Below are 24,910 nucleotides of genomic sequence, written 5' to 3' on the forward strand. Positions count from 1 at the left end.
CAAATATGAGTAAAATCATTGGGATTGACTTAGGAACAACAAACTCATGTGTTGCAGTACTTGAAGGCGGCGAGCCAAAAGTCATTGCAAACGCTGAAGGAGCACGTACAACACCATCTGTTGTCGCTTTTAAAAACGGAGAGCGTCAAGTAGGTGAAGTGGCTAAACGTCAGTCAATTACAAACCCGAACACAATCATGTCTGTCAAAAGACATATGGGTACAGATTATAAAGTAGAAGTTGAAGGCAAGAACTACACACCGCAGGAAATCTCGGCAATCATTCTTCAACATCTTAAATCTTATGCTGAAGGTTATCTTGGCGAAGAAGTAACAAAAGCAGTGATTACAGTTCCTGCTTACTTCAACGATGCAGAACGCCAAGCAACAAAAGATGCAGGTAAAATTGCTGGTCTTGAAGTAGAACGTATCATCAACGAACCAACAGCAGCTGCTCTTGCTTATGGTTTAGATAAAACAGAAGAAGATCAAACGATTCTGGTATACGACCTTGGTGGCGGTACATTTGACGTTTCAATCCTTGAGCTTGGAGACGGCGTATTTGAAGTGCGTTCAACTGCTGGGGACAACCGACTAGGTGGAGACGATTTTGACCAAGTCATTATTGATCATCTAGTGGCTGAATTCAAAAAAGAAAATGGGATTGATCTTTCTAAAGATAAAATGGCGCTTCAGCGTTTAAAAGATGCTGCTGAAAAAGCGAAAAAAGATCTTTCAGGTGTATCATCTACACAAATTTCACTGCCATTTATCACAGCTGGAGAAGCAGGTCCTCTTCACCTTGAGTTAACGTTAACTCGTGCTAAATTCGAAGAGCTTTCTGCTGGCCTTGTTGAGCGTACAATGACCCCTGTACGTCAAGCACTAAAAGATGCTGGTTTATCTGCTAGCGAGATTGATAAAGTCATCCTTGTTGGTGGATCAACTCGTATTCCTGCAGTTCAAGAAGCCATCAAAAAAGAAACAGGGAAAGAGTCTCATAAAGGCGTAAACCCTGATGAAGTGGTTGCACTTGGTGCTGCAATCCAAGGTGGAGTGATCACAGGAGATGTGAAAGACGTTGTACTTCTTGACGTGACACCACTTTCTTTAGGAATTGAAACAATGGGCGGCGTATTCACAAAGCTGATTGAACGTAATACAACAATTCCAACAAGTAAGTCTCAAGTATTCTCAACGGCTGCTGACAACCAAACAGCTGTAGATATCCACGTGCTGCAAGGTGAACGCCCAATGGCAGCAGATAACAAAACATTAGGTCGTTTCCAATTGACTGATATCCCGCCAGCACCACGCGGCGTACCGCAAATCGAAGTATCTTTTGATATCGATAAAAACGGCATTGTCAACGTACGTGCAAAAGATATGGGCACTGGAAAAGAACAAAACATTACAATCAAATCTTCTTCAGGTCTTTCTGAAGATGAGATCGAAAAAATGGTGAAAGAAGCAGAAGAAAATGCTGAAGCAGATGCAAAGAAAAAAGAAGAAATCGAAATACGCAATGAAGCAGATCAATTAGTGTTTACAACAGAAAAAACATTAAAAGATCTAGAAGGCAAAATCGATGAAGAGCAAGTCAAAAAAGCAAATGAAGCAAAAGATGCATTAAAATCTGCGATTGAAAAAGGCGAGCTTGAAGACATCAAAGCGAAAAAAGATGAGCTGCAAACAATCGTTCAAGAATTAACGACTAAGCTCTATGAAGAAGCTGCAAAACAAGCACAAGCTCAGCAAGAAGGCGCTGAAGGTGCTCAAAAAGCAGATGAAAATGTAGTGGATGCAGAATACGAAGAAGTAAGCGACGATCAAGAGAAAAAATAATTACCTCCTTTACTTTTGAAAAAGACTGCTGAAACGTACTCGTCGGAAAGTCAAAGTCAGGATCTCTTGGCTTTGACTTTTTCCTTTTCAACGATGAAAAGGAATTGAAAAATGTCGAATCAAAATGATACAATCGTATTTATGTGAGAAAATCGGGAGTGTGAAGAGATGAGTAAGCGTGATTACTATGAAGTGCTTGGCGTTGGTAAGAGCGCCTCAAAAGACGAAATCAAAAAGGCATACCGCAAGCTTTCAAAAAAGTATCACCCTGATATTAATAAAGAAGCTGGCTCAGATGAAAAATTCAAAGAAGTAAAAGCAGCCTATGAAACCCTTTCTGACGATCAAAAACGCTCGCATTACGACCAGTTCGGTCATACCGATCCAAACCAAGGCTTCGGCGGCGGCGGCTTTGGCGACGGAGGAGATTTTGGCGGCTTCGGCGGCTTTGATGACATCTTCTCTAGTATTTTTGGTGGCGGAACCAGAAGAAGAGATCCGAATGCACCGCGTCAAGGAGCGGATCTTCAGTATACAATGACGCTTTCGTTTGAAGAAGCGGCATTTGGGAAGGAAGCAACCGTTGAAATCCCTCGTGAAGAAACCTGTGAAACATGTTATGGATCAGGTGCAAAGCCTGGAACGCAAGCAAAGACATGTTCACATTGCGGCGGTTCTGGCCAATTAAATGTTGAGCAATCAACACCATTTGGTAAAGTAGTCAACCGCAGAGTGTGTAACTACTGTAGCGGAACTGGAAAACAAATTGATCACAAATGTTCAACATGTGGTGGATCTGGTAAAGTGCGTAAGCGTAAGAAAATCAACGTGACGATCCCAGCAGGTGTGGATGATGGTCAGCAGCTCAGAGTATCTGGTCAAGGTGAACCAGGTGTCAATGGAGGACCTTCAGGCGATCTTTTCGTTGTTTTCCATGTGCGTGCGCATGAATTCTTTGAACGTGACGGAGATGACATTTACTGTGAAATGCCTCTTACCTTTGCGCAGGCCGCATTAGGTGATGAAATTGAAGTACCTACATTACACGGAAAAGTAAAATTAAAAGTTCCTGCAGGCACTCAAACTGGTACGAAGTTTAGACTGAAAGGAAAAGGTATAAAAAATGTACGAGGCTATGGCCAAGGCGATCAGCATATCGTGGTACGGGTAGTCACACCAACGAATTTAACTGAAAATCAAAAAGATATCATTAGAACATTTGCTGAAGTGAGCGGAAATAAACCGGACGAACAAGAAATGAGCTTCTTTGATAAGGTAAAACGCGCATTTAAAGGGGAGTAAGATGGATAAGGAGTTGGTAGTATTGAAGTGGTCAGAGATTAGCGTCCACACAACAAATGAAGCGGTGGAACCGATCACCAATATTTTGCATGAAGCAGGTGCTAGTGGTGTCGTGATTGAGGACCCGCTTGATTTATTCAAGGAACGTGAAAATGTATACGGTGAGATCTACCAGCTCGATCCGAATGATTATCCGGATGAAGGCGTTATTGTCAAAGCTTATCTTCCGATGAACAGCTTTTTGATGGAAACGGTAGATGAGATCAAAGAAGCCATCAACAATCTTCTTCTATATGATATTGACCTTGGACGAAATACGCTGTCTATTTGTGAAGTAAATGAAGAAGAATGGGCAACTGCATGGAAGAAATACTATCATCCTGTGAAAATTTCTGAAAAATTCACCATCGTTCCAACATGGGAAGAATATACACCTGTTCATTCTGATGAACTGATCATTGAAATGGACCCTGGCATGGCATTTGGAACAGGTACGCATCCAACAACAGTCCTTTGCATTCAGGCGCTTGAGCGTTATGTGAAGGAAAACAATACGGTGATTGATGTTGGAACAGGATCTGGGGTTTTAAGTATTGCTGCAGCGATACTTGGTGCGAGAGACATTCATGCCTTTGATCTCGACGCCGTTGCAGTTGAAAGTGCGAAGCAAAATATTGATCTAAATGGTGTTCGTGATCAAGTGACTGTGAAGCAAAACAATTTACTTGATGGTATTTCAGGTGAACGTGATGTGATCGTTGCCAACATTCTTGCAGAGGTCATTTTACGATTTACAGATCAAGCATATGCCTTATTGAAGAAAAATGGCTATTTCATTACATCAGGAATCATCGGTCAGAAGAAGTTACAAGTCAAAACGGCACTAGAAGAAGCTGGTTTTGAGATTGTGGAAGTGCTGTCAATGGAAGATTGGGTCAGCATTATAGCGAAAAAATAAAGCGAGTAGGTGTCAGTCACGTATGCAACGATATTTTATCGACCTCACGAAAGAGGAAGTGATGGCAAAGGGAGCCATCGTCATAAAAGGTGAAGATGTACATCACCTTTCAAACGTCATGCGGATGAAAGCAGGGCAGGACATCCTTTGCTTAACGACAGACGGCTTTGAAGCGCTCAGTAAAATTGATACAATAACAAAGGAAGAAGTGATTTGTCACCTTAAAGGCTGGACGAATCAAAATAGAGAACTTCCGATTAGGGTGACGATAGCAAGTGGTCTGCCAAAAGGAGATAAGTTTGAGCTGATTATCCAAAAGGGTACCGAGCTTGGCGCGAGTGCTTTTGTGCCGTTTCAAGCGGCTCGTTCCATTACAAAGCTTGACCAAAAGAAGTCACATAAAAAACGAGAGCGATGGAAAAAAATAGCAAAAGAATCAGCCGAGCAGTCCTATCGGAATATCATTCCCCGTGTTCTTCCAGTATCAACGTGTAAAGAGCTGATTCAAATGGCCGGTGAATTCGATAAATGTGTCGTTGCCTACGAAGAATTATCGAAAGAAGGAGAGCAAAGCAGGTTTAAAACTGTGCTTCAACAGATGAAAGGCGGACAAACCCTATTAATTGTTTTTGGGCCTGAAGGCGGTTTGACAGAAAAGGAGATTGAAGAGCTTGAAAAGCTAGGTGCAGTCATTTGTGGACTTGGACCACGCATTTTAAGAACGGAAACAGCTCCTCTTTACGCGCTTTCTGCTATTTCTTATCAAACAGAGTTATTAAGAGGTGAATCATTATGGGAACAGTAGCGTTCCATACACTTGGCTGTAAGGTCAATCACTATGAAACAGAAGCCATCTGGCAGCTGTTTAAAGAAGCGGGTTTTGAAAGAAAAGATTATGAATCAAAGGCAGACGTATATGTTATTAATACATGTACGGTTACGAATACAGGCGATAAAAAAAGCCGTCAAGTCATTAGAAGAGCCATTCGTCATAACCCAGATGGTGTCATTTGTGTAACAGGCTGTTATGCACAAACGTCTCCGGCAGAAATCATGGCCATTCCTGGCGTTGATATTGTGGTTGGAACACAAGACAGACATCAATTGCTTGGTTACATTGAAGAATACCGTAGAGAAAGACAACCGATCAATGGAGTTGGCAACATCATGAAAGCACGCGTGTTTGAAGAGCTAGATGTTCCTGCTTTTACAGACCGCACACGTGCTTCTTTAAAAATCCAAGAAGGCTGTAACAATTTCTGTACATTCTGCATCATCCCTTGGGCTCGTGGACTTCTTCGTTCTCGTGATCCAGAAGAGGTCATCAATCAAGCGCAGCAGCTTGTGGTTGCCGGCTATAAAGAAATTGTGTTAACAGGTATTCATACAGGCGGATACGGTGAAGACCTTAAAGATTATGACTTTGCTAAGCTTCTGAAAGAATTAGATGAACGTGTGATTGGCTTAAAACGAATCCGCATTTCATCCATTGAAGCAAGTCAAATTACAGATGAAGTGATTGAAGTGCTCGATCAGTCAGATAAAATTGTCAGGCATTTACACATTCCGCTTCAATCTGGCTCTAATACTGTGCTGAAAAGAATGCGCCGTAAATACACGATGGAATTTTTTGCAGAGCGTTTAACAAAGCTGAAAAAAGCATTGCCAGGCCTTGCTGTGACCTCTGATGTGATCGTAGGATTCCCTGGGGAAACAGAAGAAGAATTTATGGAAACTTATAATTTTGTGAAAGACCATCAATTCTCTGAGCTCCACGTATTTCCTTACAGCAAACGTACAGGTACACCAGCTGCAAGAATGGAAGATCAAGTGGATGAACATGTGAAAAACGAACGCGTTCATCGCTTAATCGCTCTTTCTGACCAGCTTGCGAAAGAATATGCATCGGAATATGAAGGAGATGTCTTAGAGATTATTCCAGAAGAATCCTTCAAAGAACAAGATGGAAAACACAATCTTTATGTTGGTTATACAGATAACTATATGAAGGTTGTATTTGAAGGTACAGAGGATATGATTGGTCGTTTGGTGAAAGTGAAAATTACAAAGGCAGGTTATCCTTATAACGAAGGACAATTCGTCCGTATCAGTGATGACGTGCAAACAGATAAAGTGAGAATGACTTCATAATAATCAAAAACCGGCTGCCACAGGGCAATCCGGTTTCTTTTATTTCGACTGATTCGGCAAAAGAAACAATATCAACGCATGAAAAGGGCGAATAAACGGGAAGAAGAGTAGAGAACTCGCGACATTAAACAGCAGACTGAAGTGGGCAATTTGCTGTGCAGGAGAGCTCGCCAGAAGCGCAACGAATTGAGTGATAATGGCAAGAAAAGGCAGGCACAAAAGAACCCCGAGAACATTAAACACGACGTGTGCGTAGGCCGTTTGACGTGCTGCATAGCCGCCTGATATTGCAGCCATGACAGCCGTAATGCATGTTCCGATATTGGATCCTAAAACAAAACTGATACCCTCCTGTAATGCCACAGTCCCTTCATTCATAAAGCCCATCAAAATGCCAATACATACAGAGCTCGAATGAACAATGGCAGTTAAAATCGTACCGGAGACGAGAGCTCTCCAGTCAGAGTGCTGCATCATTTCAAGGAAACGCAATGTCTCTGGCTGGCTTGTCATCATACCCGCAATTTTTGAAAAGCCTTGAATGCAAAAAAAGATCATACCAAGTCCAAATATACTTTTTCCCGCATATTTGAAGGACCTTCGGCCAAAAATGATACATAAAAGACCAACTGCAATCAAAATCCACATGAACACGTCCATTTTGATCGCAATAAATTCTGTTGTAAAAGTGGACCCGATATTGGTCCCAAGGATCATCGGAATCGACTTTTTAAAAGTGAGAATGCCTGTGCTCACAAAGCCGATGACAATGACCATAAACGCTGAACTGCTTTGAAGAATACCTGTAAACACAATACTAACCAAGAATGCTTTTAACGAGTGATCTGTAAAGAGAAGAAGTGATTTCTCAATACGAGACGATGCGAGAGCCATTAATCCTTTTCTCATTAAACCCATTGACCATAAAAAAATGAAAATAAGTGCACAAAAATAAATGATCGCCATCATAGAAAAGTCCTCCTCTTACCAATAAATATATGGACTTGTCTACCTGCTCATGACGAAAATATATTTCCAAATCACTTAGTTGACCTCACACTAGGCTTATATTATAATGTCTAGGTACATGTTTGCATGTATATCTTTTTTTAATGCAGTCGATTGGTGTATTCGGAGGGAGGGAAAGAGAATGTCAAAAACGGTCGTTAGAAAAAACGAATCGCTTGAAGATGCTCTTCGTCGCTTTAAACGCAGTGTATCAAAAACTGGAACATTGCAAGAAGCAAGAAAGCGTGAATTTTATGAAAAGCCTAGCGTAAAGCGCAAGAAAAAGTCCGAAGCTGCTAGAAAACGCAAATTTTAAAAGAGGGTGGATTTATGAGTCTTCTTGAGCAATTAAACTCTGATATGAAGCTGATGATGAAAAACCGTGAGAAAGACAAGCTTGTTGTCATTCGTATGGTAAAGGCTTCACTCCAAAATGAAGCAATAAAGCTTAAGAAAGACAGTTTGACCAGCGATGAGGAACTAACCGTCCTTTCCCGCGAGATTAAGCAACGTAAAGACTCCCTCCATGAATTTTCGAAAGCTAATCGCTTAGATTTAGTAGATAAAGTTCAAAAAGAGATTGACATCTTAGACGTTTATTTACCTGAACAGCTTTCTGAAGAAGAACTGCAAACGGTTGTGAAAGAAACGATCGCTGAAACAGGAGCTTCAACGAAGGCTGATATGGGTAAAGTGATGAGCGCTATTATGCCAAAAGTAAAAGGTAAAGCTGATGGTGCTGTCATAAATAGACTTGTCAGCGAGCAGCTGTCTCAATAAAAAAGTATCCTTCTATTGTTAGAAGGATACTTTTTTATACCCTCTTAAATCTGTCATATAAAAATGAAACCTATGATACATTTGTAACGTATGTAAATGTAAATGAACGGTAAAATAAAAAAGGAGAGGAGTGATCAACAAATAGATGAAAAAAATAAAAATTTCTATTGCTCTCTTCAGTTGTTTTATAATATGCTTGTTATTAGGGGTTCAATTGACCGCGAAATCAGCAGAGCAGAGAGTTCATGTCATACCAATTGAGGATACAGTAGAAAAAGGACTTTCTAAATTCATTGAACGATCATTTGAGCAAGCAGAGTCCGAACAGGCGAAACACATTATTCTTGACATCAATACACCAGGCGGTGCAGTCGATGCGGCTCTTGAGATCGCAGATACCATTCGTTCGTCCGATATCCCAGTGACAGCGTTTGTCAATCATAGAGCGCTTTCAGCAGGGGCCTTCCTTGCATTAAATGCTGATGAAATTTATATGACCCCAAACGGAAAGATGGGGGCTGCTGCGATCATTGATGGAGAAGGCAATGCAGCCGATCAAAAATCTGAATCTCTATGGCTTGCTGAAATGGGTGATGCTGCGGAAAAGCAGGGGCGTGATCCAAAGTATGCTCTTGCAATGGCAGATATAGATATAGATGCAAAAGAAGCTGGCGCACCAAAAGGTGAATTGCTCACCTTTAATACAGATCGAGCGCTTCAATTTGGCTACGCAGAAGGTGAAGCCAAGAATATGGGTGACTTGCTTAAGAAGCTTAATTTAGCAGGTGTGTCTGTTCAATATGATGAAGTGAGCTTTGCTGAAAAGGTTGCGCGTTTTCTCACGCATCCAATCGTCATTCCAATCCTTTTATCCATCGCAAGCTTAGGATTAATCGTTGAACTCTATTCTCCCGGCTTTGGGGTTCCAGGCACTATGGGGATTACAGCGCTTCTTCTATTTTTTTATGGTCATCTCGTGGCAGGCTTTGCAGGGTATGAGACATTGTTCCTGTTTTTAGCAGGAATTGCGCTCATTATTCTTGAATTGGTTTTGCCAGGGGGAATCGTAGGTGTCATTGGACTTATCTGTGTCGTTGTCAGCTTATTTTTAGCAGCTGGAAGCTTTACAGAAATGGCGATTTCCATCTTGATTGCCACTGCTGTTTCAATCATAGCAGTTATCATATTGACAAAGGTGTTGGGGAAACGTATGAAGTTTTTTAGAAAGTTCATTTTAACTGATTCAACCAATAAAGAAAGTGGTTATGTCTCCAATGAAACAAGAGAGGATCTTGTTGGACAGATTGCTGTCACTTTAACAGCACTTCGTCCGTCTGGAACGATTCTACTAGGAGATGAGCGCGTTGACGTTGTATCTGAAGGTGCGTTTATTGAGAAGGATGAACAAGTCAAGATTGTAAAAGCGGAAGGCTCACGCATTGTCGTGAGGAAAGTATAGATATACTGATTTATAGGAGGAATAAAATGGATCCATCTACATTACTATTATTTGTGATTATCGTAGCAGGTTTGATCGTTTTATCGATCTTCTTCACCTTTGTACCGGTGATGCTGTGGATTTCTGCCCTAGCGGCTGGCGTAAGAGTGAGCATTTTTACACTTGTAGGAATGAGACTTCGTCGCGTTATTCCAAACCGAGTGGTGAATCCGCTCATCAAAGCACATAAAGCAGGTCTTGATGTGTCGATTAACCAGTTAGAAAGCCACTATCTTGCAGGTGGTAACGTTGACCGTGTAGTAAATGCATTGATTGCCGCTCAACGTGCGAATATCGAATTAAATTTTGCACGCTGTGCAGCGATCGACCTAGCAGGCCGTGACGTACTGGAAGCGGTACAAATGAGTGTAAACCCTAAAGTGATTGAAACACCATTTATCTCTGGTGTGGCAATGGACGGGATTGAAGTAAAAGCAAAAGCACGTATTACAGTTCGTGCAAACATCGAACGACTTGTTGGTGGTGCAGGGGAAGAAACAATCATTGCTCGTGTAGGTGAAGGGATTGTCTCTACAATCGGTTCATCAAATAATCATAAAAGGGTTCTGGAAAATCCTGATATGATTTCTCAAACGGTTCTAGGAAAAGGATTAGATTCAGGTACTGCGTTTGAAATTCTCTCGATTGATATCGCAGATGTTGATATCGGTAAGAACATTGGGGCTATTCTGCAAACAGACCAAGCAGAAGCAGACAAAAATATTGCACAGGCTAAAGCGGAAGAACGCCGCGCAATGGCTGTTGCACAAGAACAAGAAATGCGTGCGAAAGTGGAAGAAATGCGCGCGAAGGTAGTAGAAGCAGAGGCTGAAGTACCACTTGCAATGGCTGAAGCATTACGCGAAGGCAATATTGGTGTCATGGACTACATGAACATTAAAAATATCGATGCTGATACGGATATGAGAGATTCATTTGGTAAAATGACAAAAGGTCCATCTGATAATGAAAACAAATAAGCATCCTCTCACGTTTTAAGGAGGGAGCCCATTGGACATTCTATTTGAAAACCCATTACTAATTGCGATTATCATCGGTATCATCTCTGTTGTTTTTGGGAAAATTGGCAAACAGGAGGAGAATGAGCAAAACAAGCCGGCTCCTCAGCGTAAGCCGATGCCCCAAAAGCAAACAGAACAAACAAGTCGCGATCCAGTCGTGACGGACCAGCAAGACGATTTTGGCGATGTACATGATCATGGCCGGATGGAAAAAACGTCTCAGTCCTTACAAGATCGCTATACGGATACACTAGTCAAAATGGAAGAACGAAAAAGTGAGCTAAGTAAAGAGTTTCAATCGCTTGAAAGGCAGCTGGCAAGCCCAAAAGTCTCAGCACTTGAAATGAAGCCGCACATCATTGAAAAGCTTAACCAAAACACTGTTGTTCAAGGCATGCTTCTTGGCGAAGTGTTTGGAGAGCCCCGCGCTAAAAGTCCACATCGAACGATGAAACGGCCGTATAAAAGGTAAGAAGAAAGCCCCCTGTAAAGGGGGGCTTTTTTTGCAGTTTTCCATCAGTAAAATAATTGATAAACGATGAACTCGCTGTTTTACGGGATTCATTAGCATGATATGAACCGCTCAGGAATAGGATGATATAGAGGCTTTCTTATCAGTCTCACCATCTTTCAGTTTTGATCTCATACACATGAGGTGGGAAGGGGTTCTTATTGAATGGGAAAAAGGAAAAATCGACTTAAAGCATGGCTGACAAGAACACTTGAAATCCCTCCGGACGTGATGATGGATCTTCCCCGTATTACGATGGTTGGCAGACTCCACATTTACATAGAGAACCACAAAGGGCTTTTACTTTTCAGTGATCAAGAGGTAAGGCTGATGCTGAAACAAGGACAATGCATAATTTCAGGGAAAGATTTTGTGATTAAAACGATTTTGCCAGAAGAAATTTTATTAGAAGGGAAAATCGATGAGGTCCGTTATATTGATTCTTAACTGGCGGAGGGGAGAAGCGTGAAGAATAAATGGTTTGCCTATTTTATTGGCAGAGTGGAAGTGGAGATCAAAGGAAGCGGTATTGAGCGGGTCATCAATGAGTGCACGAGACAGGGAATCACAATTTTTCAAGTGAGCCGCCGTCAAGACAGCGTGCGCTTATTTATTCGCTTATCAGATGTACATGCCTTTAGAAAAGTGCGCAGACATCATGAGGTGAAATGCTCATTTCATCAAAAGAAGGGTTTTCCGTTTCTTCTCCTATGGTCAAGAAGGAATATTGGATTTACCCTTGGGATTGTTTTCTTTTTGATGACAATATTGGCCCTTTCAAATATGGTATGGAAAATTGATATCACAGGAGCCAATCCAGAGACAGAACATCAAATTAGAAAGCATTTAGACGATATTGGTGTACAAAAAGGCCGGTTTCAGTTTCTCATGGGTACACCTGAAAAAATACAAAAATCCCTGACAAGCAATATTCAAAGCATTACATGGGTTGGCGTAGAATTAAATGGAACGACGTTTCAAATGAAAGTTGTTGAAAAAAATGAGCCAGAAAAAGAGAAATATACAAGTCCTCAGCACATCGTCGCTAAGAAAAAAGCAGTCATCACGAGAATGTATGTAGAAAAAGGAGAGCCGCTTGCCGAGGTTGATGAACATGTGAAAAAGGGTCAGATGCTCGTTTCTGGACTGATTGGAAGCGAAGATCAACAAAAAAAAGTAGGAGCTAAAGCAAATATTTATGGTGAGACATGGTATCGTTCTGAAGTTTCTGTCCCTCTTCAAACATCTTTTGACGTCTTTACGGGTAAAATGAAGACAAAGCACAAGCTCTCCTTATTTGGAGGTTCACTGCTATTTTGGGGATTTACCTTTAAAAAAGATGATTTTGAGCACCCAAAAACAGAAACAGAAATTCATCCACTTCATTTCTTGAACGTTCAACTGCCATTCTCCTACGAAAAGGAAATCACACGCGAAAGTGAAAAAATAAATCGAGAATACACAAATAAAGAAGCGGTTCAAGCAGGGATTAAAATGGGTAAAAAAGAATTAGCAGAGAAGCTAGGTCAAACAGGCGAGGTGAAAAGTGAAAAAGTTTTGCACGAGACAACAGGGAATGGTAAAGTTAAGCTAATCATACTTTACCAAGTAATAGAAGATATTGTTCAACCAAGACCTATTGTTCAGGGAGACTAGAGAATGACAGAACATTTACTTGAGATTCAACAAAAATTGGATAGCCCAAACGAAGCCATTGCTTTATTCGGTAATCAAGATGCTTATCTGAAACTGATGGAAAACGAGCTGAATGTCTCCATTATTACGCGTGGAGAAAAAGTGTATGTTTCTGGTCAGGAAGCATCAAGAGATACAGCGAGCCATTTGATCACATCTCTCTTACACCTCATTCGAAAAGGTATCGAGATTTCAGAACGGGATATTGTCTATGCCATTAAAATGGCTCAAAAAAGTAAGCTCAATTATTTTGAAAATATGTATGAAGATGAAATTACGAAAAATGCCAAAGGAAAGTCCATCAGAGTCAAAACGATCGGCCAGCGTGAATATGCTGCGGCAATGAAAAAAGATGATCTGGTCTTTGGGATTGGGCCTGCTGGTACAGGTAAAACGTATTTGGCAGTGGTCAACGCAGTACATGCTCTGAAAAATGGACATGTGAAACGGATTATCCTGACAAGACCAGCTGTTGAAGCGGGAGAAAGTCTTGGATTTCTGCCAGGTGATTTAAAGGAAAAAGTCGATCCTTACTTAAGACCACTTTATGATGCCTTGCATGATGTACTTGGCAGTGATCATACGGAACGTTTAATTGAGCGTGGTGTGATTGAAATAGCACCTCTCGCCTATATGAGAGGGCGGACGCTTGATGATGCATTTGTTATTTTAGATGAAGCGCAGAATACAACGCCAGCCCAAATGAAAATGTTTTTGACGAGATTAGGGTTTGGCTCTAAAATGGTCATTACAGGAGATATTACACAAATTGATCTGCCAAAGGGTGTGGAGTCAGGGCTTGCAGCTGCAAAGGACATGCTTGCAGAAATCAAGGGCATTTCATTCATTGAATTAGATCAAACAGATGTGGTCAGACACCCGCTTGTGGCAAAGATCATTGGAGCATACGAAAAGCAAAAATGAACTGAGTGACCCGATCGTCTTCATCGGGTCATTTTGTTTCGATCGTGGTTTAAAGTAAAAAAGGAGGGACTTTTCCTTGAGAAAGAATCAGAAAGGCAGTAAGCGCAAAAGACTGCTGTCTAAAAAAGAACCTCAGAAAATGGAGCGCTCACGTCATATCAACGTGTTGTTATATGCTGCGTTAGCAGCCATTCTGTTTGTGGTGCTCTTCTTCCATGTGAAGCCTGAATCGCTCGATTTAGATTTGTTTTCAGTGAGTGAACAGACCATCTATTCTCCGTCAACCGTTGATGATCAAGAAGCGACAGAAGAAAAGAAACAAGAAGCAACGGATCAAGTAGAAGACCAATATACGCTCAAAAAAGCGTATTCTGATAATCGTGTCGATCTCATTTCATCCCTATTTGAAGCCATTAAGGAAGAAAAGAAAGCAGCAAAAGAGAATCTCCAAGTCAAACGTGTAAAAGAAAAACTAACAACTGATATGCAGGAAGCTGTTTCGGATCAATCCATTAAAGTGTTGCTCCAAGCAAGTGACGAAAATCTTTCTTTTACAAAGGATTCCATCATCACAGTGGTCAATTCACTGATGAGTAAGGAAATCACAGCGGCTAAGTTACACGATGAGAAAAAAAAAGTGAAAACAGAGCTTGAAAACAATTCAATTCCGTCAAAATACTTAAATGCAGCAAAGGAAATTGGTGAATTTGCGATTATTCCAAACTATGTATTTGATCCTGTGGCAACAGAGAAGAAAAGGCAAGAAGCAGCTGATAATATTCAGCCAATTCAAATCAAGCAAGGGCAAATTTTAGTGGAGGAAGGGGAACTCATCGACCGGGAAGTTTATCGTAAATTAGAGCTAACTGGTCTATTAAATAGCTCAAATTTGTTTAAGCCTGTAAGCGGTCTTATGATATTGATTGGTCTCTTTTTAGCAGCCATTATTCACTCATTTGAAACGAGGAAGAAATCGGTTGCCCATAAGAATAAATCATTACTGCTCTACTCGCTCATTTTCACCATTATTTTAATCATCATGGAAGTATTCAGTCTCTTCCAGGAAACAAAATACACAACGATTGGTTATGTCGTGCCAGTGGCACTTGGGACGATGCTAATCAAGCTGCTCATCAATGAGCGCTTAGCGATCTTCTCTGGTCTCGTATTTGCCCTTTGTGGCAGTATGATGTTTAATCAAGGAGTTACCGGCGTCTTTAATTATGTCATCTGCGCTTACTATCTCATTAGCGGGATGGCAGGAATTTTGTTTCTCAGAAAACATAATGCGAGATCAAAAATTTTGCAGGCGGGGCTTTTGGTTGCTGCGGTGAATATTCTTGTGGTTCTATCCATTACTCTGATCCAAAATTCCTCTCCATCTTGGCTTGAGATTGGTGTGAATCTAATGATGGCTATTGTGTCTGGGTTTGCATCATCTATTTTGGTCATTGGATTAATGCCTGTTTTTGAGAGCATGTTTGGTATTCTTTCGACAATGAAACTCATTGAATTATCTAACCCAAATCATCCGCTGCTTAAAAAGATTTTAACAGAGACACCAGGTACATATCATCATAGTGTCATGGTGGCCAATTTAGCGGATGCTGCATGTGAAGCAGTAGGAGCAAACGGACTTTTAGCGAGGGTTGGCGCATATTATCATGACATTGGGAAAACGAAAAGGCCGCAATACTTTATCGAAAACCAAATGAACATTGATAATCCGCATGACAAGCTTTCTCCTCAGTTGAGTAAAAATATTATTATTGCCCATACGACAGATGGAGCTGATATGCTGAGAGAAAAGAAGTTTCCAGAAGAGCTTGTCGATATTGCAGAACAGCATCATGGGAAATCGCTTTTAAAGTTCTTTTATTATAAAGCAAAAGAACGGGATGATCAGGTGACAGAAGAAGAATTTCGTTATCCTGGTCCAAAACCGCAATCAAAAGAAGCGGCGATTATCTCTGTGGCTGACAGCGTTGAAGCGGCGGTACGCTCGATGCATAACCCAAATCCAGAACGGATTGAAAAGCTTGTCAAAGGCATAATTTCAGATAAAATGCAGGACGGGCAATTTAGTGAATGTGATTTAACTTTTAAAGAATTAAATATTATTAGTCAAACGATTTGTACAACATTAAAGGGGATTTTCCATTCTCGGATTGAATATCCAGATGCCCCAAAGCAGAAGGTGAAGTAAATGACATTGTTAATCGATTTCATAGATGAAACAGGACAAGTATCAAAAGAGCAGCTAGAAGAAGTGGAAAAGCTTCTTCAATTTGCTGCTGATGTCCTTGAGGTAAAAGATCAAGCGGAAGTTTCAGTGACAATCGTCTCGAACGAAGAAATTCATCAGATCAACAAAGAATACAGGGGGAAGGATGGGCCGACAGATGTGGTCTCCTTTGCACTTGAGGAAGAAGGCGAAGGGGAAATTGAAATCGTTGGCGCTGATGACATCCCGCCGGTACTCGGTGACATTATCATTAGTGTTGATCGAACGAAAGAGCAAGCAGAGGAGTATGGACATTCCTTTATGAGAGAGCTTGGATTTTTAACGATTCATGGTTTTCTTCATTTACTTGGTTATGATCATATGACAGAGGAAGATGAAAAAGAAATGTTCGCCAAACAGACAAAAATATTGGATAATTATGGCCTTTCAAGATCATTGTAAGAAACGGAGTCCGCTTGCCCGTTTTTTTCGGAGTTTTTATTATGCGTTTAGAGGAATATGGCGAACTTTCTTGAATGAACGGAATTTTCGATTTCACGCAGTCGCAACCATCATCGTGGTGATATGCGGCTGTTGGTTTCAGATTGAGCAAGTTGAATGGATGATCGTTCTGCTTTTGTGCGGGGGGATGTTTGCGCTTGAACTTGTCAATACAGCCATTGAACATACAGTGGACCTTTTGACAGATGAAAAGCATCCGCTTGCAGAGAGAGCGAAGGACGCTGCAGCTGGCGCCGTTTGCGTTTACGCCGCAATTTCGGTTATGATTGGGTTGATCATCTTTTTACCGAAGATCATGTAATAGAACAATGTTACTATTTATTAACATTATTGGAAATGGGCGTGAAAATGTCATGTAAATTATGTAAAATATAAATGTGACAGTGATACCATTTCTTCTGAAAGTGGGAACTAGGAATGAACAAACAAGAGTTGATTTCAGAAGCAATTAAAGCAAGAGATTTTGCATATGTACCCTATTCTAAATTCAAAGTCGGTGCAGCATTATTGTCGAACAATGGAAAAGTGTATGGCGGCTGCAACATTGAAAATGCGGCATATGGCATGTGTAATTGTGCGGAAAGAACAGCACTTTTTAAAGCCTATTCAGAAGGCATTACATCTTTTCAAATGCTTGCAGTAGTAGCTGATACAGATCGACCTGTTTCACCATGCGGCGCATGCAGACAGGTTATTTCAGAGCTATGTGCACCTGATATGCCAGTGATTCTAACGAACTTAAAAGGACATATATACGAAACTACAGTAAACGAATTATTGCCAGGCGCATTTTCATCGGAGGATTTAAATGACTAACGAAAGCTTCAAATCAGGATTTGTTTCAATTATTGGAAGACCAAATGTAGGAAAATCAACCTTTCTTAATCGTGTCATTGGACAAAAGATTGCCATTATGAGTGATAAGCCTCAAACAACACGAAACAAAGTCCAAGGTGTCCTGACAACGAACACCTCACAAACAATCTTTATCGATACACCAGGGATCCATAAACCTAAGCATAAGCTTGGTGATTTTATGATGAGAGTGGCTCAAAATACACTGAAGGAAGTCGACCTGATCTTGTTTATGATCAATGCACAGGAAAGCTATGGCAAAGGTGATGAATTCATTATTGAACGACTAAAGCAAACATCTACACCTGTATTCCTTGTCGTCAATAAAATTGATCAAATTCACCCAGATGAACTGTTCCTTTTAATTGATGAATACCGCACACGTTATCCGTTTAAGGAAATTGTGCCAATTTCAGCTCTTGAAGGCAACAACATTGATACGCTTCTTCAACAGATTGAAGGTTCTCTTCCAGAGGGGCCTCAATTTTACCCAGCAGATCAAGTAACAGATCACCCAGAGCGGTTTATTATTTCTGAATTAATTCGTGAGAAAGTGTTGCATTTAACGAGAGAAGAAATTCCTCACAGTATTGCGGTTGCGATCGAATCTATTAAGCCTGATGAAAATGGTAAGGTCCATGTTGCGGCAACCATTGTCGTCGAACGTGATTCGCAAAAAGGGATCGTCATTGGTAAACGAGGCAGCTTATTAAAAGAAGTGGGACAAAAAGCGCGCAGAGATATTGAAGCACTTCTAGGCTCAAAAGTGTATCTGGAGCTTTGGGTAAAAGTTCAGAAGGACTGGCGTAATAAATCCACTCACCTCCGTGATTTTGGATTTAGAGAAGATGAATATTAAAAAACGAGCAATTGACAATAGTGCGGCTCGATTAGTAAAAATTGTTTATTATGAAATGGAGGTAGTCTGGTCAAGATAAAATTAAATATGTTGGATGTAGCGTTGCTGCTTCTAATAAAGAAAGGTGGGGTTTTTATGTTGAATTTTACATGGAACGTATTTTCACAAACAGGCAGCGTTGACACGTATCTGCTTTTCAAAGAGTTAGAAAAGGAGAACCTGGAAAGACCCGATGTACTTAAAGAAGAAATAGCACGACTTGATTTTCCAATTTTATAAATCTTGACTCCCTCCAATGCTCGGAGTGTAGACAAATGCTCATTAAAAGTGAAGGAATTGTCCTTAGAACAACAAATTATGGCGAAACAAACAAAATTGTCACGCTGCTCACTAGAGAACATGGGAAATTTGGTGTAATGGCAAGAGGCGCTAAAAAGTCAAATAGCCGCCTGTCAGCCATAAGCCAGCCGTTCTTATACGGAACCTTCCTTATCCAATCATCAACAGGACTTGGAACGCTCCAGCAAGGTGAAATGATCGAAAGCATGCGGACCATTCGGGAAGATTTATTTCTGACCGCATATGCTGCATATATGACAGAGTTATTTGATAAAGGAACAGAAGAAAAAAAGCCAAACCCTTATTTATTTGAGCTCCTGCTTCAATCTCTGCGCCATCTCAATGAAGGCACAGATGCTGATATTATTTTATTTATCGTAGAGGTCAAAATGTTATCAGTAATGGGGATGAAGCCTGAACTGGATCAATGTGTCCACTGTGGTCAAAAAGAAGGGCAGTTCCATTTCTCGATTAGAGATAATGGATTCATTTGCCAAAATTGCTTTTCTAAAGATCCTTATAAACTGCCCTTATCCCCAGCAGCTGCAAGGCTGCTCCGTTTGTTTCATTATTTTGACTTATCAAGGCTCGGTTCGGTTGATGTGAAACCGCAGACGAAACAAGAAATTCGTCAAGTGCTCGATCACTATTATGACGAATATTCAGGCCTTTATTTAAAATCAAAAAAATTCATGAATCAAATGGAATCCATGAAAAAGCTTATGGGCGGCGAAAACAAAAGTTGACATCTCCCATGACTTTTTGTAAGATCATCTAAGATCAAATATGTTGCATTGACAGAAAGAAGTACTTACGTAGAATCCATTAAAAGCGACCTTAGGGCGGTGTGAGCTAAGGATGGAGGCGTAACGAAGGGCATTCTTGAGCAACGTAAACAAAGCGGCTGGATGCTACGACACCAGCAAATAGGGTGGAACCGCGGGAAAAACTCTCGTCCCTATGTTTGCAAGGAGCCTTGCGAACATAGGGACGGGAGTTTTTGTGTTCTCTTGCGAGGTTCTAGTCCCCACCCGTCATACATAGCGGATGGTGTAGAAAAGATGGAGGTGCGATCATTGAATATTCAAGACATGATTTTGACGTTGCAAAAGCATTGGTCACATGAAGGCTGCGTATTAATGCAGGCGTATGACACAGAAAAAGGTGCTGGAACGATGAGTCCATACACGTTCCTGCGAAGCATCGGACCAGAGCCGTGGAAGGTAGCATATGTAGAGCCTTCAAGACGCCCTGCTGATGGTAGATATGGAGAAAACCCAAATAGATTGTATCAGCATCATCAATTTCAAGTGATCATTAAGCCATCACCTGACAATATTCAAGAGCTATATCTTGAGTCATTGAAGGCACTTGGCATTGACCCGTTAAAACATGATATTCGTTTTGTTGAAGACAACTGGGAAAATCCATCTCTTGGCTGTGCAGGGCTTGGTTGGGAAGTATGGCTTGATGGCATGGAAATTACGCAATTTACTTATTTCCAGCAAGTCGGCGGCTTAGAATGTAAGCCAGTTTCCGTTGAAATCACATACGGTATAGAACGTCTTGCTTCTTACATCCAGGACAAAGAAAATGTCTTTGACCTTGAATGGACAGACGGATTTACTGTAAGAGATTTATTCTTAATGGCTGAATATGAGCACTCTGTATATACATTTGAAACATCTAATACTGACATGCTGTTTGATTTGTTTACAACCTATGAGAAAGAAGCGCATAAGCAAATGGACAAAGGACTTGTTCACCCGGCATACGATTATGTGCTCAAATGCTCCCATACGTTCAACCTGCTAGATGCAAAGGGCGCTATTTCTGTCACTGAGCGAACGGGCTATATCGGAAGAGTACGTCAGTTAGCGAGAAAGGTAGCCAAAACGTATTACGAAGAACGAGAAAAACTTGGATTCCCTATGCTAAAAAAGGAGGCGGCTTCTCATGAATAAACAAGATGTATTACTGGAAATCGGCTTAGAAGAGATGCCGGCTCGTTTCATGGCAGAGAGCACAAAGCAGCTTGGTGAGAAAGTAAAAGCTTGGTTTGAAATGCAAAATATTTCATTCGAAGACGTTGCCTTATTCAACTCACCAAGACGTCTTGCCGTGCTAGTCAAAAGTGTCGCAGAAAAACAAGAAGACATCAAAGAAGAAGCAAGAGGTCCAGCTAAAAAGATTGCTCAAGACAATGAAGGCAATTGGACAATAGCGGCCGAAGGCTTTGCCCGAGGACAAGGTGCTTCAACAGATGATCTTTATTTCAAAGAGATCAAAGGTGTGGATTATGTCCATGTCCAAAAGTTTCAAGAAGGAAAGCAAGTGAAGGACCTTCTCCTAGCACTAGGTGATATTGCCGCCTCATTAAGCTTTCCAAAGAACATGAGATGGGGAAGTAAAGATTTACGCTATATCCGTCCGATTAAATGGATTGTTTGCTTATTTGGACATGAGATTGTTCCTGTTGAAATTGCAGGCGTGAAAAGCGGCCGTGAGACAAGAGGGCATCGTTTCCTAGGCATGACAGCTAGCATTGACTCACCTGGTTCTTATGAGCAAACATTACAAGACCAGTTTGTCATTGCTGATTCAGATAAGAGAAAACAATGGATTACTGAACAGCTAAATGCCCTTTCTTCAGAAAAAGGTTGGGTCATTCCAGTTGATTCTGAGCTTTTAGAAGAAGTCAATAATCTAGTTGAATACCCCACAGTGCTGTTTGGTTCCTTTGAAGAAGAGTTTCTTGCATTGCCAGAAGAAGTATTGGTCACGACGATGAAAGAGCATCAGCGCTATTTCCCGGTAAAAAATGAGCAAGGGGAAATATTGCCACACTTTATTACGGTGAGAAACGGAAACAGTGAGGCGCTAGAAAATGTCGCAAGAGGAAATGAAAAAGTTCTTCGTGCACGTTTATCAGATGCTGCATTCTTCTATAAAGAAGACAGTAAACTAGTCATTGAAGACAATATTAAAAAACTTGATAAAGTTGTATTCCATGAGAAGCTTGGAACGATTGGTGACAAGCTGAAGAGAGTCACAGACATTGCGACCCGCTTAGCAGCGCATGTCGGTGCAGATGACGAAACATCAAAACGTGTGGCAAGAGCAGCGAGCATTTCTAAGTTTGACCTTGTCACCCAAATGGTCTATGAATTCCCAGAATTACAGGGAATCATGGGTGAGAAATATGCAAAAGCCCTTGGTGAACATGAAGAAGTGGCAAAGAGCATAAATGAGCATTATATGCCGCGTTTTGCTGGTGACGAGGCGCCTTCTACTCTTATTGGAGCGATTGTAGCAGTAGCGGACAAACTAGATTCTATTTGTTCCTTCTTCTCAATTGATGTCATTCCAACGGGTTCTCAAGATCCTTATGGACTAAGAAGACAAGCAAGTGGTATTGTCCAAATTCTTCTCGACCGTCATTGGAATATTTCATTTAAAGAGCTTTTAGCGCTTGCTCAAGTAGAGACAGAACATGAAGCTGCTCTCATTGAATTTTTGACGCAACGTTTAAAATATGTCCTTCAAGCAGAGCATATCCGCCATGATGTTGTTGATGCAGTCCTTGATGTTGAAAATATTGAGCCTTATGCAGTCGTAAAAAAAACAGCTGTTCTTGAAGAGAGCGTGAAACAAGAAAGCTTCAAAGAAACAGCTGAGGCATTAGGCCGCGTCATTTCAATCAGTAAAAAAGGGGAAGATTTAGAAATTCAGCCTGCACTGTTTGAAAATGAACATGAGCAAACGCTATTTGAGGCGTATCAAAACGTAGAGAAAGCTGTAAAGGAACATGCGGCAGCAGGAAATTACAACTTAGCACTTGAGGCGTTAGATACGCTAAAAGCACCAATTGTTCATTATTTCGATCATACAATGGTTCATGCGGATGATGAAAAACTGAAGCAAAATCGTTTGGCGCAAATGGTCAAACTAGCAAAAGTTATTCAATCATTTGCAAATATGCACAATTTAAATGTAAAATAAATTCCTAAGAACGGTTGCCTTTTCCAAAGGGCAATCGTTTTTTACTCATTTAATTCATAGATTTTGAGTGGATTTTTGTTTCATTCGGACAAAGATGCGCTATAATATGATGAGTTATGAAAATGATATACATAAAGTAAAGGTTCGCTTTCTCTATTTAAAGGTGGTGAGTACAATCGAGTTAAATAAACGGCAAGAGCAGATTTTACAGATTGTCAAAGAGAATGGTCCGATTACTGGAGAGCATATCGCAGATCGGCTGAACTTAACAAGGGCTACCCTCAGACCGGATTTAGCCATTTTAACGATGTCTGGCTTTTTAGAAGCAAGACCAAGGGTCGGCTACTTTTTCACAGGTAAAACAGGCACGCAGCTTCTGGCAGATAAGCTGAAAAAACTTCAAGTGAAAGATTTCCAATCCATTCCTGTGGTGATACATGAGAATGTTTCAGTTTATGATGCGATTTGTACGATGTTTTTAGAGGATGTGGGCACATTATTCGTTGTGGACGATCACTCTATTTTAACAGGCGTGTTATCAAGAAAAGACCTTCTTCGAGCAAGTATTGGAAAACAGGAGCTTCCATCTATACCTGTCCATATTATTATGACAAGAATGCCGAACATCACCGTTTGCCGCAAGGAAGATTTTATTATGGATGTGGCCAAGCACTTGATTGAAAAGCAAATAGACGCACTTCCTGTCATAAAAGATACGGATAAAGGCTTTGAAGTTGTCGGTAGAATTACGAAAACAAACATGACGAAAATACTTGTTAGCTTATCGGAGAATGAAATTATCTAATTACAGAAGACTGCGAGGGGATGTTATGAGTAATCGCGTAATTTTTGTTGTATCAGATTCAGTAGGAGAAACGGCAGAGCTCGTGGTCAAAGCGGCACTTAGCCAATTTGATGGGGGCTCATCAGACCATTCAAATATTAGAAGAATCCCATATGTAGAGGATATCGGTACGATTAAAGAAGTCATTTCATTGGCGAAAGCAGATAACGGGATCGTCTGCTTTACTCTTGTTGTGCCAGAAATGCGCCAATTTTTAATAGAAGAGGCAGAAGCAAATGGAGTCGTTTACTATGACATTATCGGTCCACTCATTGATAAAATGGAGACCGCATATGGAAATGAAGCGAAACATGAGCCGGGGCGTGTACGTCAATTAGATGAAGACTATTTTAAAAAGGTAGAAGCCATTGAGTTCGCTGTGAAATATGATGATGGCAGAGACCCAAGAGGAATCCTAAAGGCTGATATTGTATTGATTGGTGTATCGCGCACGTCCAAGACACCCCTTTCTCAATATTTGGCGCATAAGCGGCTGAAGGTAGCGAACGTTCCGATTGTTCCTGAAGTAGATCCGCCAGAGGAGATATTTTCAGTTGACCCAATGAAATGCATTGGCCTGAAAATTAGTCCAGACAAACTAAATCACATTCGTAAAGAGCGTTTGAAATCTCTTGGTTTAAATGATCGAGCGATTTATGCAAACATCGAGCGGATTAAAGAGGAACTAGAGTATTTTGAAAAAGTGGTTGACCGAATTAACTGTCAAGTTGTCGATGTATCGAATAAAGCAGTTGAGGAAACGGCAAATGTCATTCATCAAATGCTGACCAAAAGAGGTTCCGAATAAACTCAGGATGCTCCTCCTGGGTTTTTCCTTTGGTGGGAAAGGGTAAACAAAAACAATGGCATGTTTGCTGTATTTGTATTATAATAAAAAATTGTGATAAAATCATTTATTTTAGGTTTAAGTTAAGTCAAGAACGAATAAACTAATATTGGCAGAAGTCAAGTGATTCTGAACATAACTTTTCGACAAAATGAGTTTTACTGTTGATTGCTTTATGGGGGAAAAGTATGGTCTTTTTGCTTCTCTAAAGCAGGAATAAGGTGGAGGGATGGAGAATTAGTCACCTGAATGAACGTAAAAAAGACAGGACGATTTATGTCGATGCAGATGCTTGTCCTGTAAAAGACGAAATCCTTTCTGTCGCATCTCAATTTCAAGTACCTGTGACTTTCATTGCTTCATATGAGCATTTTCAAACCAAAAGATCACCACTTGAAGATTGGCGGTTTGTTGATACACATAAGGAAGCAGCGGATTTAGTCATTGCTAACTCAGCTGTCGCACTCGATATTGTCGTCACCCAAGATATTGGTCTTGCCTCCTTACTGCTTCCAAGACATGTCATTGTTTTGTCTGAAAGAGGACGAATGTACACAAACGAAACAATTGATTTTCATTTGGAACGCAGGCATGTTTCCAGTAAACAACGTAGAAAAGGTGTATACGGAAAAGGTCCCAAAAAGCTTTTAGAAGAGGATAAAAAGCGATTTATTGCCCAACTGCAAAAAATCCTGTCGAATCATGAAGGATTTTCGAATTAAAAG

At 40.7% G+C, this 24,910-nt stretch carries 26 protein-coding genes; 25 read left to right on the plus strand and 1 reads right to left on the minus strand.

The window, feature by feature from the left end; genetic code table 11:
- Nucleotides 1–5: 5 nt before the first annotated feature.
- From dnaK to mtaB, 5 genes are all read left to right on the plus strand, one after another.
- Nucleotides 6–1,844, plus strand: a complete 1,839-nt coding sequence (dnaK, locus tag WAX46_RS02700) for a molecular chaperone DnaK (protein ID WP_226566816.1) — start codon at nucleotides 6–8, stop codon at nucleotides 1,842–1,844.
- A 168-nt stretch (nucleotides 1,845–2,012) separates the two neighbouring features.
- Entirely contained in the window at nucleotides 2,013–3,146 is a 1,134-nt protein-coding gene (dnaJ, locus tag WAX46_RS02705) for a molecular chaperone DnaJ (RefSeq protein ID WP_226566817.1), read from the plus strand.
- Between the two features lie 22 nt (nucleotides 3,147–3,168).
- Entirely contained in the window at nucleotides 3,169–4,104 is a 936-nt protein-coding gene (prmA, locus tag WAX46_RS02710) for a 50S ribosomal protein L11 methyltransferase (RefSeq protein ID WP_226566868.1), read from the plus strand.
- Between the two features lie 22 nt (nucleotides 4,105–4,126).
- On the plus strand, nucleotides 4,127–4,909 hold the full coding sequence (locus tag WAX46_RS02715) for a 16S rRNA (uracil(1498)-N(3))-methyltransferase (protein ID WP_226566818.1): 783 nt from the start codon (nucleotides 4,127–4,129) through the stop codon (nucleotides 4,907–4,909).
- Nucleotides 4,897–6,255 carry a tRNA (N(6)-L-threonylcarbamoyladenosine(37)-C(2))-methylthiotransferase MtaB gene (mtaB, locus tag WAX46_RS02720; RefSeq protein WP_226566819.1) on the plus strand — a complete coding sequence of 453 codons (1,359 nt, stop codon included), beginning with the start codon at nucleotides 4,897–4,899 and terminating at the stop codon, nucleotides 6,253–6,255. The genes WAX46_RS02715 and mtaB overlap by 13 nt, the downstream gene beginning before the upstream one ends.
- 39 nt (nucleotides 6,256–6,294) lie before the next feature.
- Here the strand turns inward: mtaB and WAX46_RS02725 are convergent, their stop codons facing one another.
- Nucleotides 6,295–7,224: a Na/Pi symporter gene (locus tag WAX46_RS02725; protein WP_226566820.1), complete on the minus strand. Its 930-nt coding sequence runs from the start codon at nucleotides 7,222–7,224 to the stop codon at nucleotides 6,295–6,297.
- A gap of 181 nt (nucleotides 7,225–7,405) precedes the next feature.
- On the opposite strand from WAX46_RS02725, the gene rpsU reads away from it, so the two are divergent.
- The 20 genes from rpsU (at nucleotide 7,406) to WAX46_RS02825 (ending at nucleotide 24,907) form a co-directional block, all read left to right on the plus strand.
- Nucleotides 7,406–7,579, plus strand: coding sequence for a 30S ribosomal protein S21 (rpsU, locus tag WAX46_RS02730; protein WP_003152957.1), 174 nt, complete (start codon nucleotides 7,406–7,408; stop codon nucleotides 7,577–7,579).
- A gap of 14 nt (nucleotides 7,580–7,593) precedes the next feature.
- The gene (locus WAX46_RS02735; protein ID WP_226566821.1) at nucleotides 7,594–8,043 is read left to right on the plus strand and encodes a GatB/YqeY domain-containing protein; all 450 of its coding nucleotides are present in this window, start codon (nucleotides 7,594–7,596) and stop codon (nucleotides 8,041–8,043) included.
- A 145-nt stretch (nucleotides 8,044–8,188) separates the two neighbouring features.
- Complete coding sequence (locus tag WAX46_RS02740; RefSeq protein ID WP_336493325.1) at nucleotides 8,189–9,502, plus strand: NfeD family protein; 1,314 nt, start codon at nucleotides 8,189–8,191, stop codon at nucleotides 9,500–9,502.
- A 26-nt stretch (nucleotides 9,503–9,528) separates the two neighbouring features.
- Nucleotides 9,529–10,521 carry a flotillin-like protein FloA gene (gene floA / locus WAX46_RS02745; protein WP_226566823.1) on the plus strand — a complete coding sequence of 331 codons (993 nt, stop codon included), beginning with the start codon at nucleotides 9,529–9,531 and terminating at the stop codon, nucleotides 10,519–10,521.
- Between the two features lie 31 nt (nucleotides 10,522–10,552).
- A complete protein-coding gene (locus tag WAX46_RS02750; RefSeq protein WP_226566824.1) occupies nucleotides 10,553–11,035 on the plus strand; it encodes a hypothetical protein in 483 nt (160 codons plus the stop codon).
- 204 nt (nucleotides 11,036–11,239) lie between these two features.
- Nucleotides 11,240–11,521, plus strand: a complete 282-nt coding sequence (gene yqfC / locus WAX46_RS02755) for a sporulation protein YqfC (RefSeq protein ID WP_012010618.1) — start codon at nucleotides 11,240–11,242, stop codon at nucleotides 11,519–11,521.
- A gap of 18 nt (nucleotides 11,522–11,539) precedes the next feature.
- A complete protein-coding gene (gene yqfD, locus WAX46_RS02760; protein ID WP_226566825.1) occupies nucleotides 11,540–12,730 on the plus strand; it encodes a sporulation protein YqfD in 1,191 nt (396 codons plus the stop codon).
- A gap of 3 nt (nucleotides 12,731–12,733) precedes the next feature.
- Nucleotides 12,734–13,693 (plus strand): PhoH family protein, encoded by a 960-nt coding sequence (locus WAX46_RS02765; protein ID WP_226566826.1) that lies wholly within the window; start codon nucleotides 12,734–12,736, stop codon nucleotides 13,691–13,693.
- Between the two features lie 76 nt (nucleotides 13,694–13,769).
- On the plus strand, nucleotides 13,770–15,899 hold the full coding sequence (locus WAX46_RS02770; protein WP_442895654.1) for an HD family phosphohydrolase: 2,130 nt from the start codon (nucleotides 13,770–13,772) through the stop codon (nucleotides 15,897–15,899).
- Nucleotides 15,900–16,379: an rRNA maturation RNase YbeY gene (gene ybeY / locus WAX46_RS02775; RefSeq protein ID WP_226566827.1), complete on the plus strand. Its 480-nt coding sequence runs from the start codon at nucleotides 15,900–15,902 to the stop codon at nucleotides 16,377–16,379.
- Nucleotides 16,357–16,740: a diacylglycerol kinase family protein gene (locus tag WAX46_RS02780; protein ID WP_226566828.1), complete on the plus strand. Its 384-nt coding sequence runs from the start codon at nucleotides 16,357–16,359 to the stop codon at nucleotides 16,738–16,740. The genes ybeY and WAX46_RS02780 overlap by 23 nt, the downstream gene beginning before the upstream one ends.
- Before the next feature lie 116 nt (nucleotides 16,741–16,856).
- Nucleotides 16,857–17,255 carry a cytidine deaminase gene (locus tag WAX46_RS02785; protein WP_226566829.1) on the plus strand — a complete coding sequence of 133 codons (399 nt, stop codon included), beginning with the start codon at nucleotides 16,857–16,859 and terminating at the stop codon, nucleotides 17,253–17,255.
- Complete coding sequence (era, locus tag WAX46_RS02790; protein WP_226566830.1) at nucleotides 17,248–18,153, plus strand: GTPase Era; 906 nt, start codon at nucleotides 17,248–17,250, stop codon at nucleotides 18,151–18,153. The genes WAX46_RS02785 and era overlap by 8 nt, the downstream gene beginning before the upstream one ends.
- A 135-nt stretch (nucleotides 18,154–18,288) precedes the next feature.
- Nucleotides 18,289–18,432 carry a YqzL family protein gene (locus WAX46_RS02795; protein WP_226566831.1) on the plus strand — a complete coding sequence of 48 codons (144 nt, stop codon included), beginning with the start codon at nucleotides 18,289–18,291 and terminating at the stop codon, nucleotides 18,430–18,432.
- A 35-nt stretch (nucleotides 18,433–18,467) separates the two neighbouring features.
- Nucleotides 18,468–19,238: a DNA repair protein RecO gene (recO, locus tag WAX46_RS02800; RefSeq protein ID WP_226566832.1), complete on the plus strand. Its 771-nt coding sequence runs from the start codon at nucleotides 18,468–18,470 to the stop codon at nucleotides 19,236–19,238.
- Between the two features lie 330 nt (nucleotides 19,239–19,568).
- Nucleotides 19,569–20,456, plus strand: coding sequence for a glycine--tRNA ligase subunit alpha (gene glyQ, locus WAX46_RS02805; RefSeq protein WP_226566833.1), 888 nt, complete (start codon nucleotides 19,569–19,571; stop codon nucleotides 20,454–20,456).
- Nucleotides 20,449–22,494, plus strand: coding sequence for a glycine--tRNA ligase subunit beta (gene glyS / locus WAX46_RS02810; RefSeq protein WP_336493326.1), 2,046 nt, complete (start codon nucleotides 20,449–20,451; stop codon nucleotides 22,492–22,494). The genes glyQ and glyS overlap by 8 nt, the downstream gene beginning before the upstream one ends.
- Before the next feature lie 166 nt (nucleotides 22,495–22,660).
- A complete protein-coding gene (locus tag WAX46_RS02815) occupies nucleotides 22,661–23,299 on the plus strand; it encodes a helix-turn-helix transcriptional regulator (RefSeq protein ID WP_024423017.1) in 639 nt (212 codons plus the stop codon).
- 25 nt (nucleotides 23,300–23,324) lie between these two features.
- A complete protein-coding gene (locus WAX46_RS02820) occupies nucleotides 23,325–24,146 on the plus strand; it encodes a pyruvate, water dikinase regulatory protein (RefSeq protein ID WP_226566835.1) in 822 nt (273 codons plus the stop codon).
- A 260-nt stretch (nucleotides 24,147–24,406) separates the two neighbouring features.
- Nucleotides 24,407–24,907, plus strand: coding sequence for a YaiI/YqxD family protein (locus tag WAX46_RS02825; protein ID WP_226566836.1), 501 nt, complete (start codon nucleotides 24,407–24,409; stop codon nucleotides 24,905–24,907).
- Nucleotides 24,908–24,910 lie beyond the last annotated feature (3 nt).

The organism is Bacillus sp. FJAT-53060 (assembly GCF_037104745.1).
Taxonomy (GTDB): Bacteria; Bacillota; Bacilli; order Bacillales; family Bacillaceae; genus Bacillus; species Bacillus stratosphericus_B.

Coding starts and splice junctions, on each gene's coding strand:
- dnaK (WP_226566816.1), top strand. CDS start 6: ATGAGTAAAATCATTGGGATTGACTTAGGAACAACAAACTCATGTGTT.
- dnaJ (WP_226566817.1), top strand. CDS start 2,013: ATGAGTAAGCGTGATTACTATGAAGTGCTTGGCGTTGGTAAGAGCGCC.
- WAX46_RS02715 (WP_226566818.1), top strand. CDS start 4,127: ATGCAACGATATTTTATCGACCTCACGAAAGAGGAAGTGATGGCAAAG.
- mtaB (WP_226566819.1), top strand. CDS start 4,897: ATGGGAACAGTAGCGTTCCATACACTTGGCTGTAAGGTCAATCACTAT.
- WAX46_RS02725 (WP_226566820.1), bottom strand. CDS start 7,224: ATGATGGCGATCATTTATTTTTGTGCACTTATTTTCATTTTTTTATGG.
- rpsU (WP_003152957.1), top strand. CDS start 7,406: ATGTCAAAAACGGTCGTTAGAAAAAACGAATCGCTTGAAGATGCTCTT.
- WAX46_RS02735 (WP_226566821.1), top strand. CDS start 7,594: ATGAGTCTTCTTGAGCAATTAAACTCTGATATGAAGCTGATGATGAAA.
- WAX46_RS02740 (WP_336493325.1), top strand. CDS start 8,189: ATGAAAAAAATAAAAATTTCTATTGCTCTCTTCAGTTGTTTTATAATA.
- floA (WP_226566823.1), top strand. CDS start 9,529: ATGGATCCATCTACATTACTATTATTTGTGATTATCGTAGCAGGTTTG.
- yqfC (WP_012010618.1), top strand. CDS start 11,240: ATGGGAAAAAGGAAAAATCGACTTAAAGCATGGCTGACAAGAACACTT.
- WAX46_RS02765 (WP_226566826.1), top strand. CDS start 12,734: ATGACAGAACATTTACTTGAGATTCAACAAAAATTGGATAGCCCAAAC.
- ybeY (WP_226566827.1), top strand. CDS start 15,900: ATGACATTGTTAATCGATTTCATAGATGAAACAGGACAAGTATCAAAA.
- WAX46_RS02780 (WP_226566828.1), top strand. CDS start 16,357: ATGGCCTTTCAAGATCATTGTAAGAAACGGAGTCCGCTTGCCCGTTTT.
- WAX46_RS02785 (WP_226566829.1), top strand. CDS start 16,857: ATGAACAAACAAGAGTTGATTTCAGAAGCAATTAAAGCAAGAGATTTT.
- era (WP_226566830.1), top strand. CDS start 17,248: ATGACTAACGAAAGCTTCAAATCAGGATTTGTTTCAATTATTGGAAGA.
- WAX46_RS02795 (WP_226566831.1), top strand. CDS start 18,289: ATGTTGAATTTTACATGGAACGTATTTTCACAAACAGGCAGCGTTGAC.
- recO (WP_226566832.1), top strand. CDS start 18,468: ATGCTCATTAAAAGTGAAGGAATTGTCCTTAGAACAACAAATTATGGC.
- glyS (WP_336493326.1), top strand. CDS start 20,449: ATGAATAAACAAGATGTATTACTGGAAATCGGCTTAGAAGAGATGCCG.
- WAX46_RS02820 (WP_226566835.1), top strand. CDS start 23,325: ATGAGTAATCGCGTAATTTTTGTTGTATCAGATTCAGTAGGAGAAACG.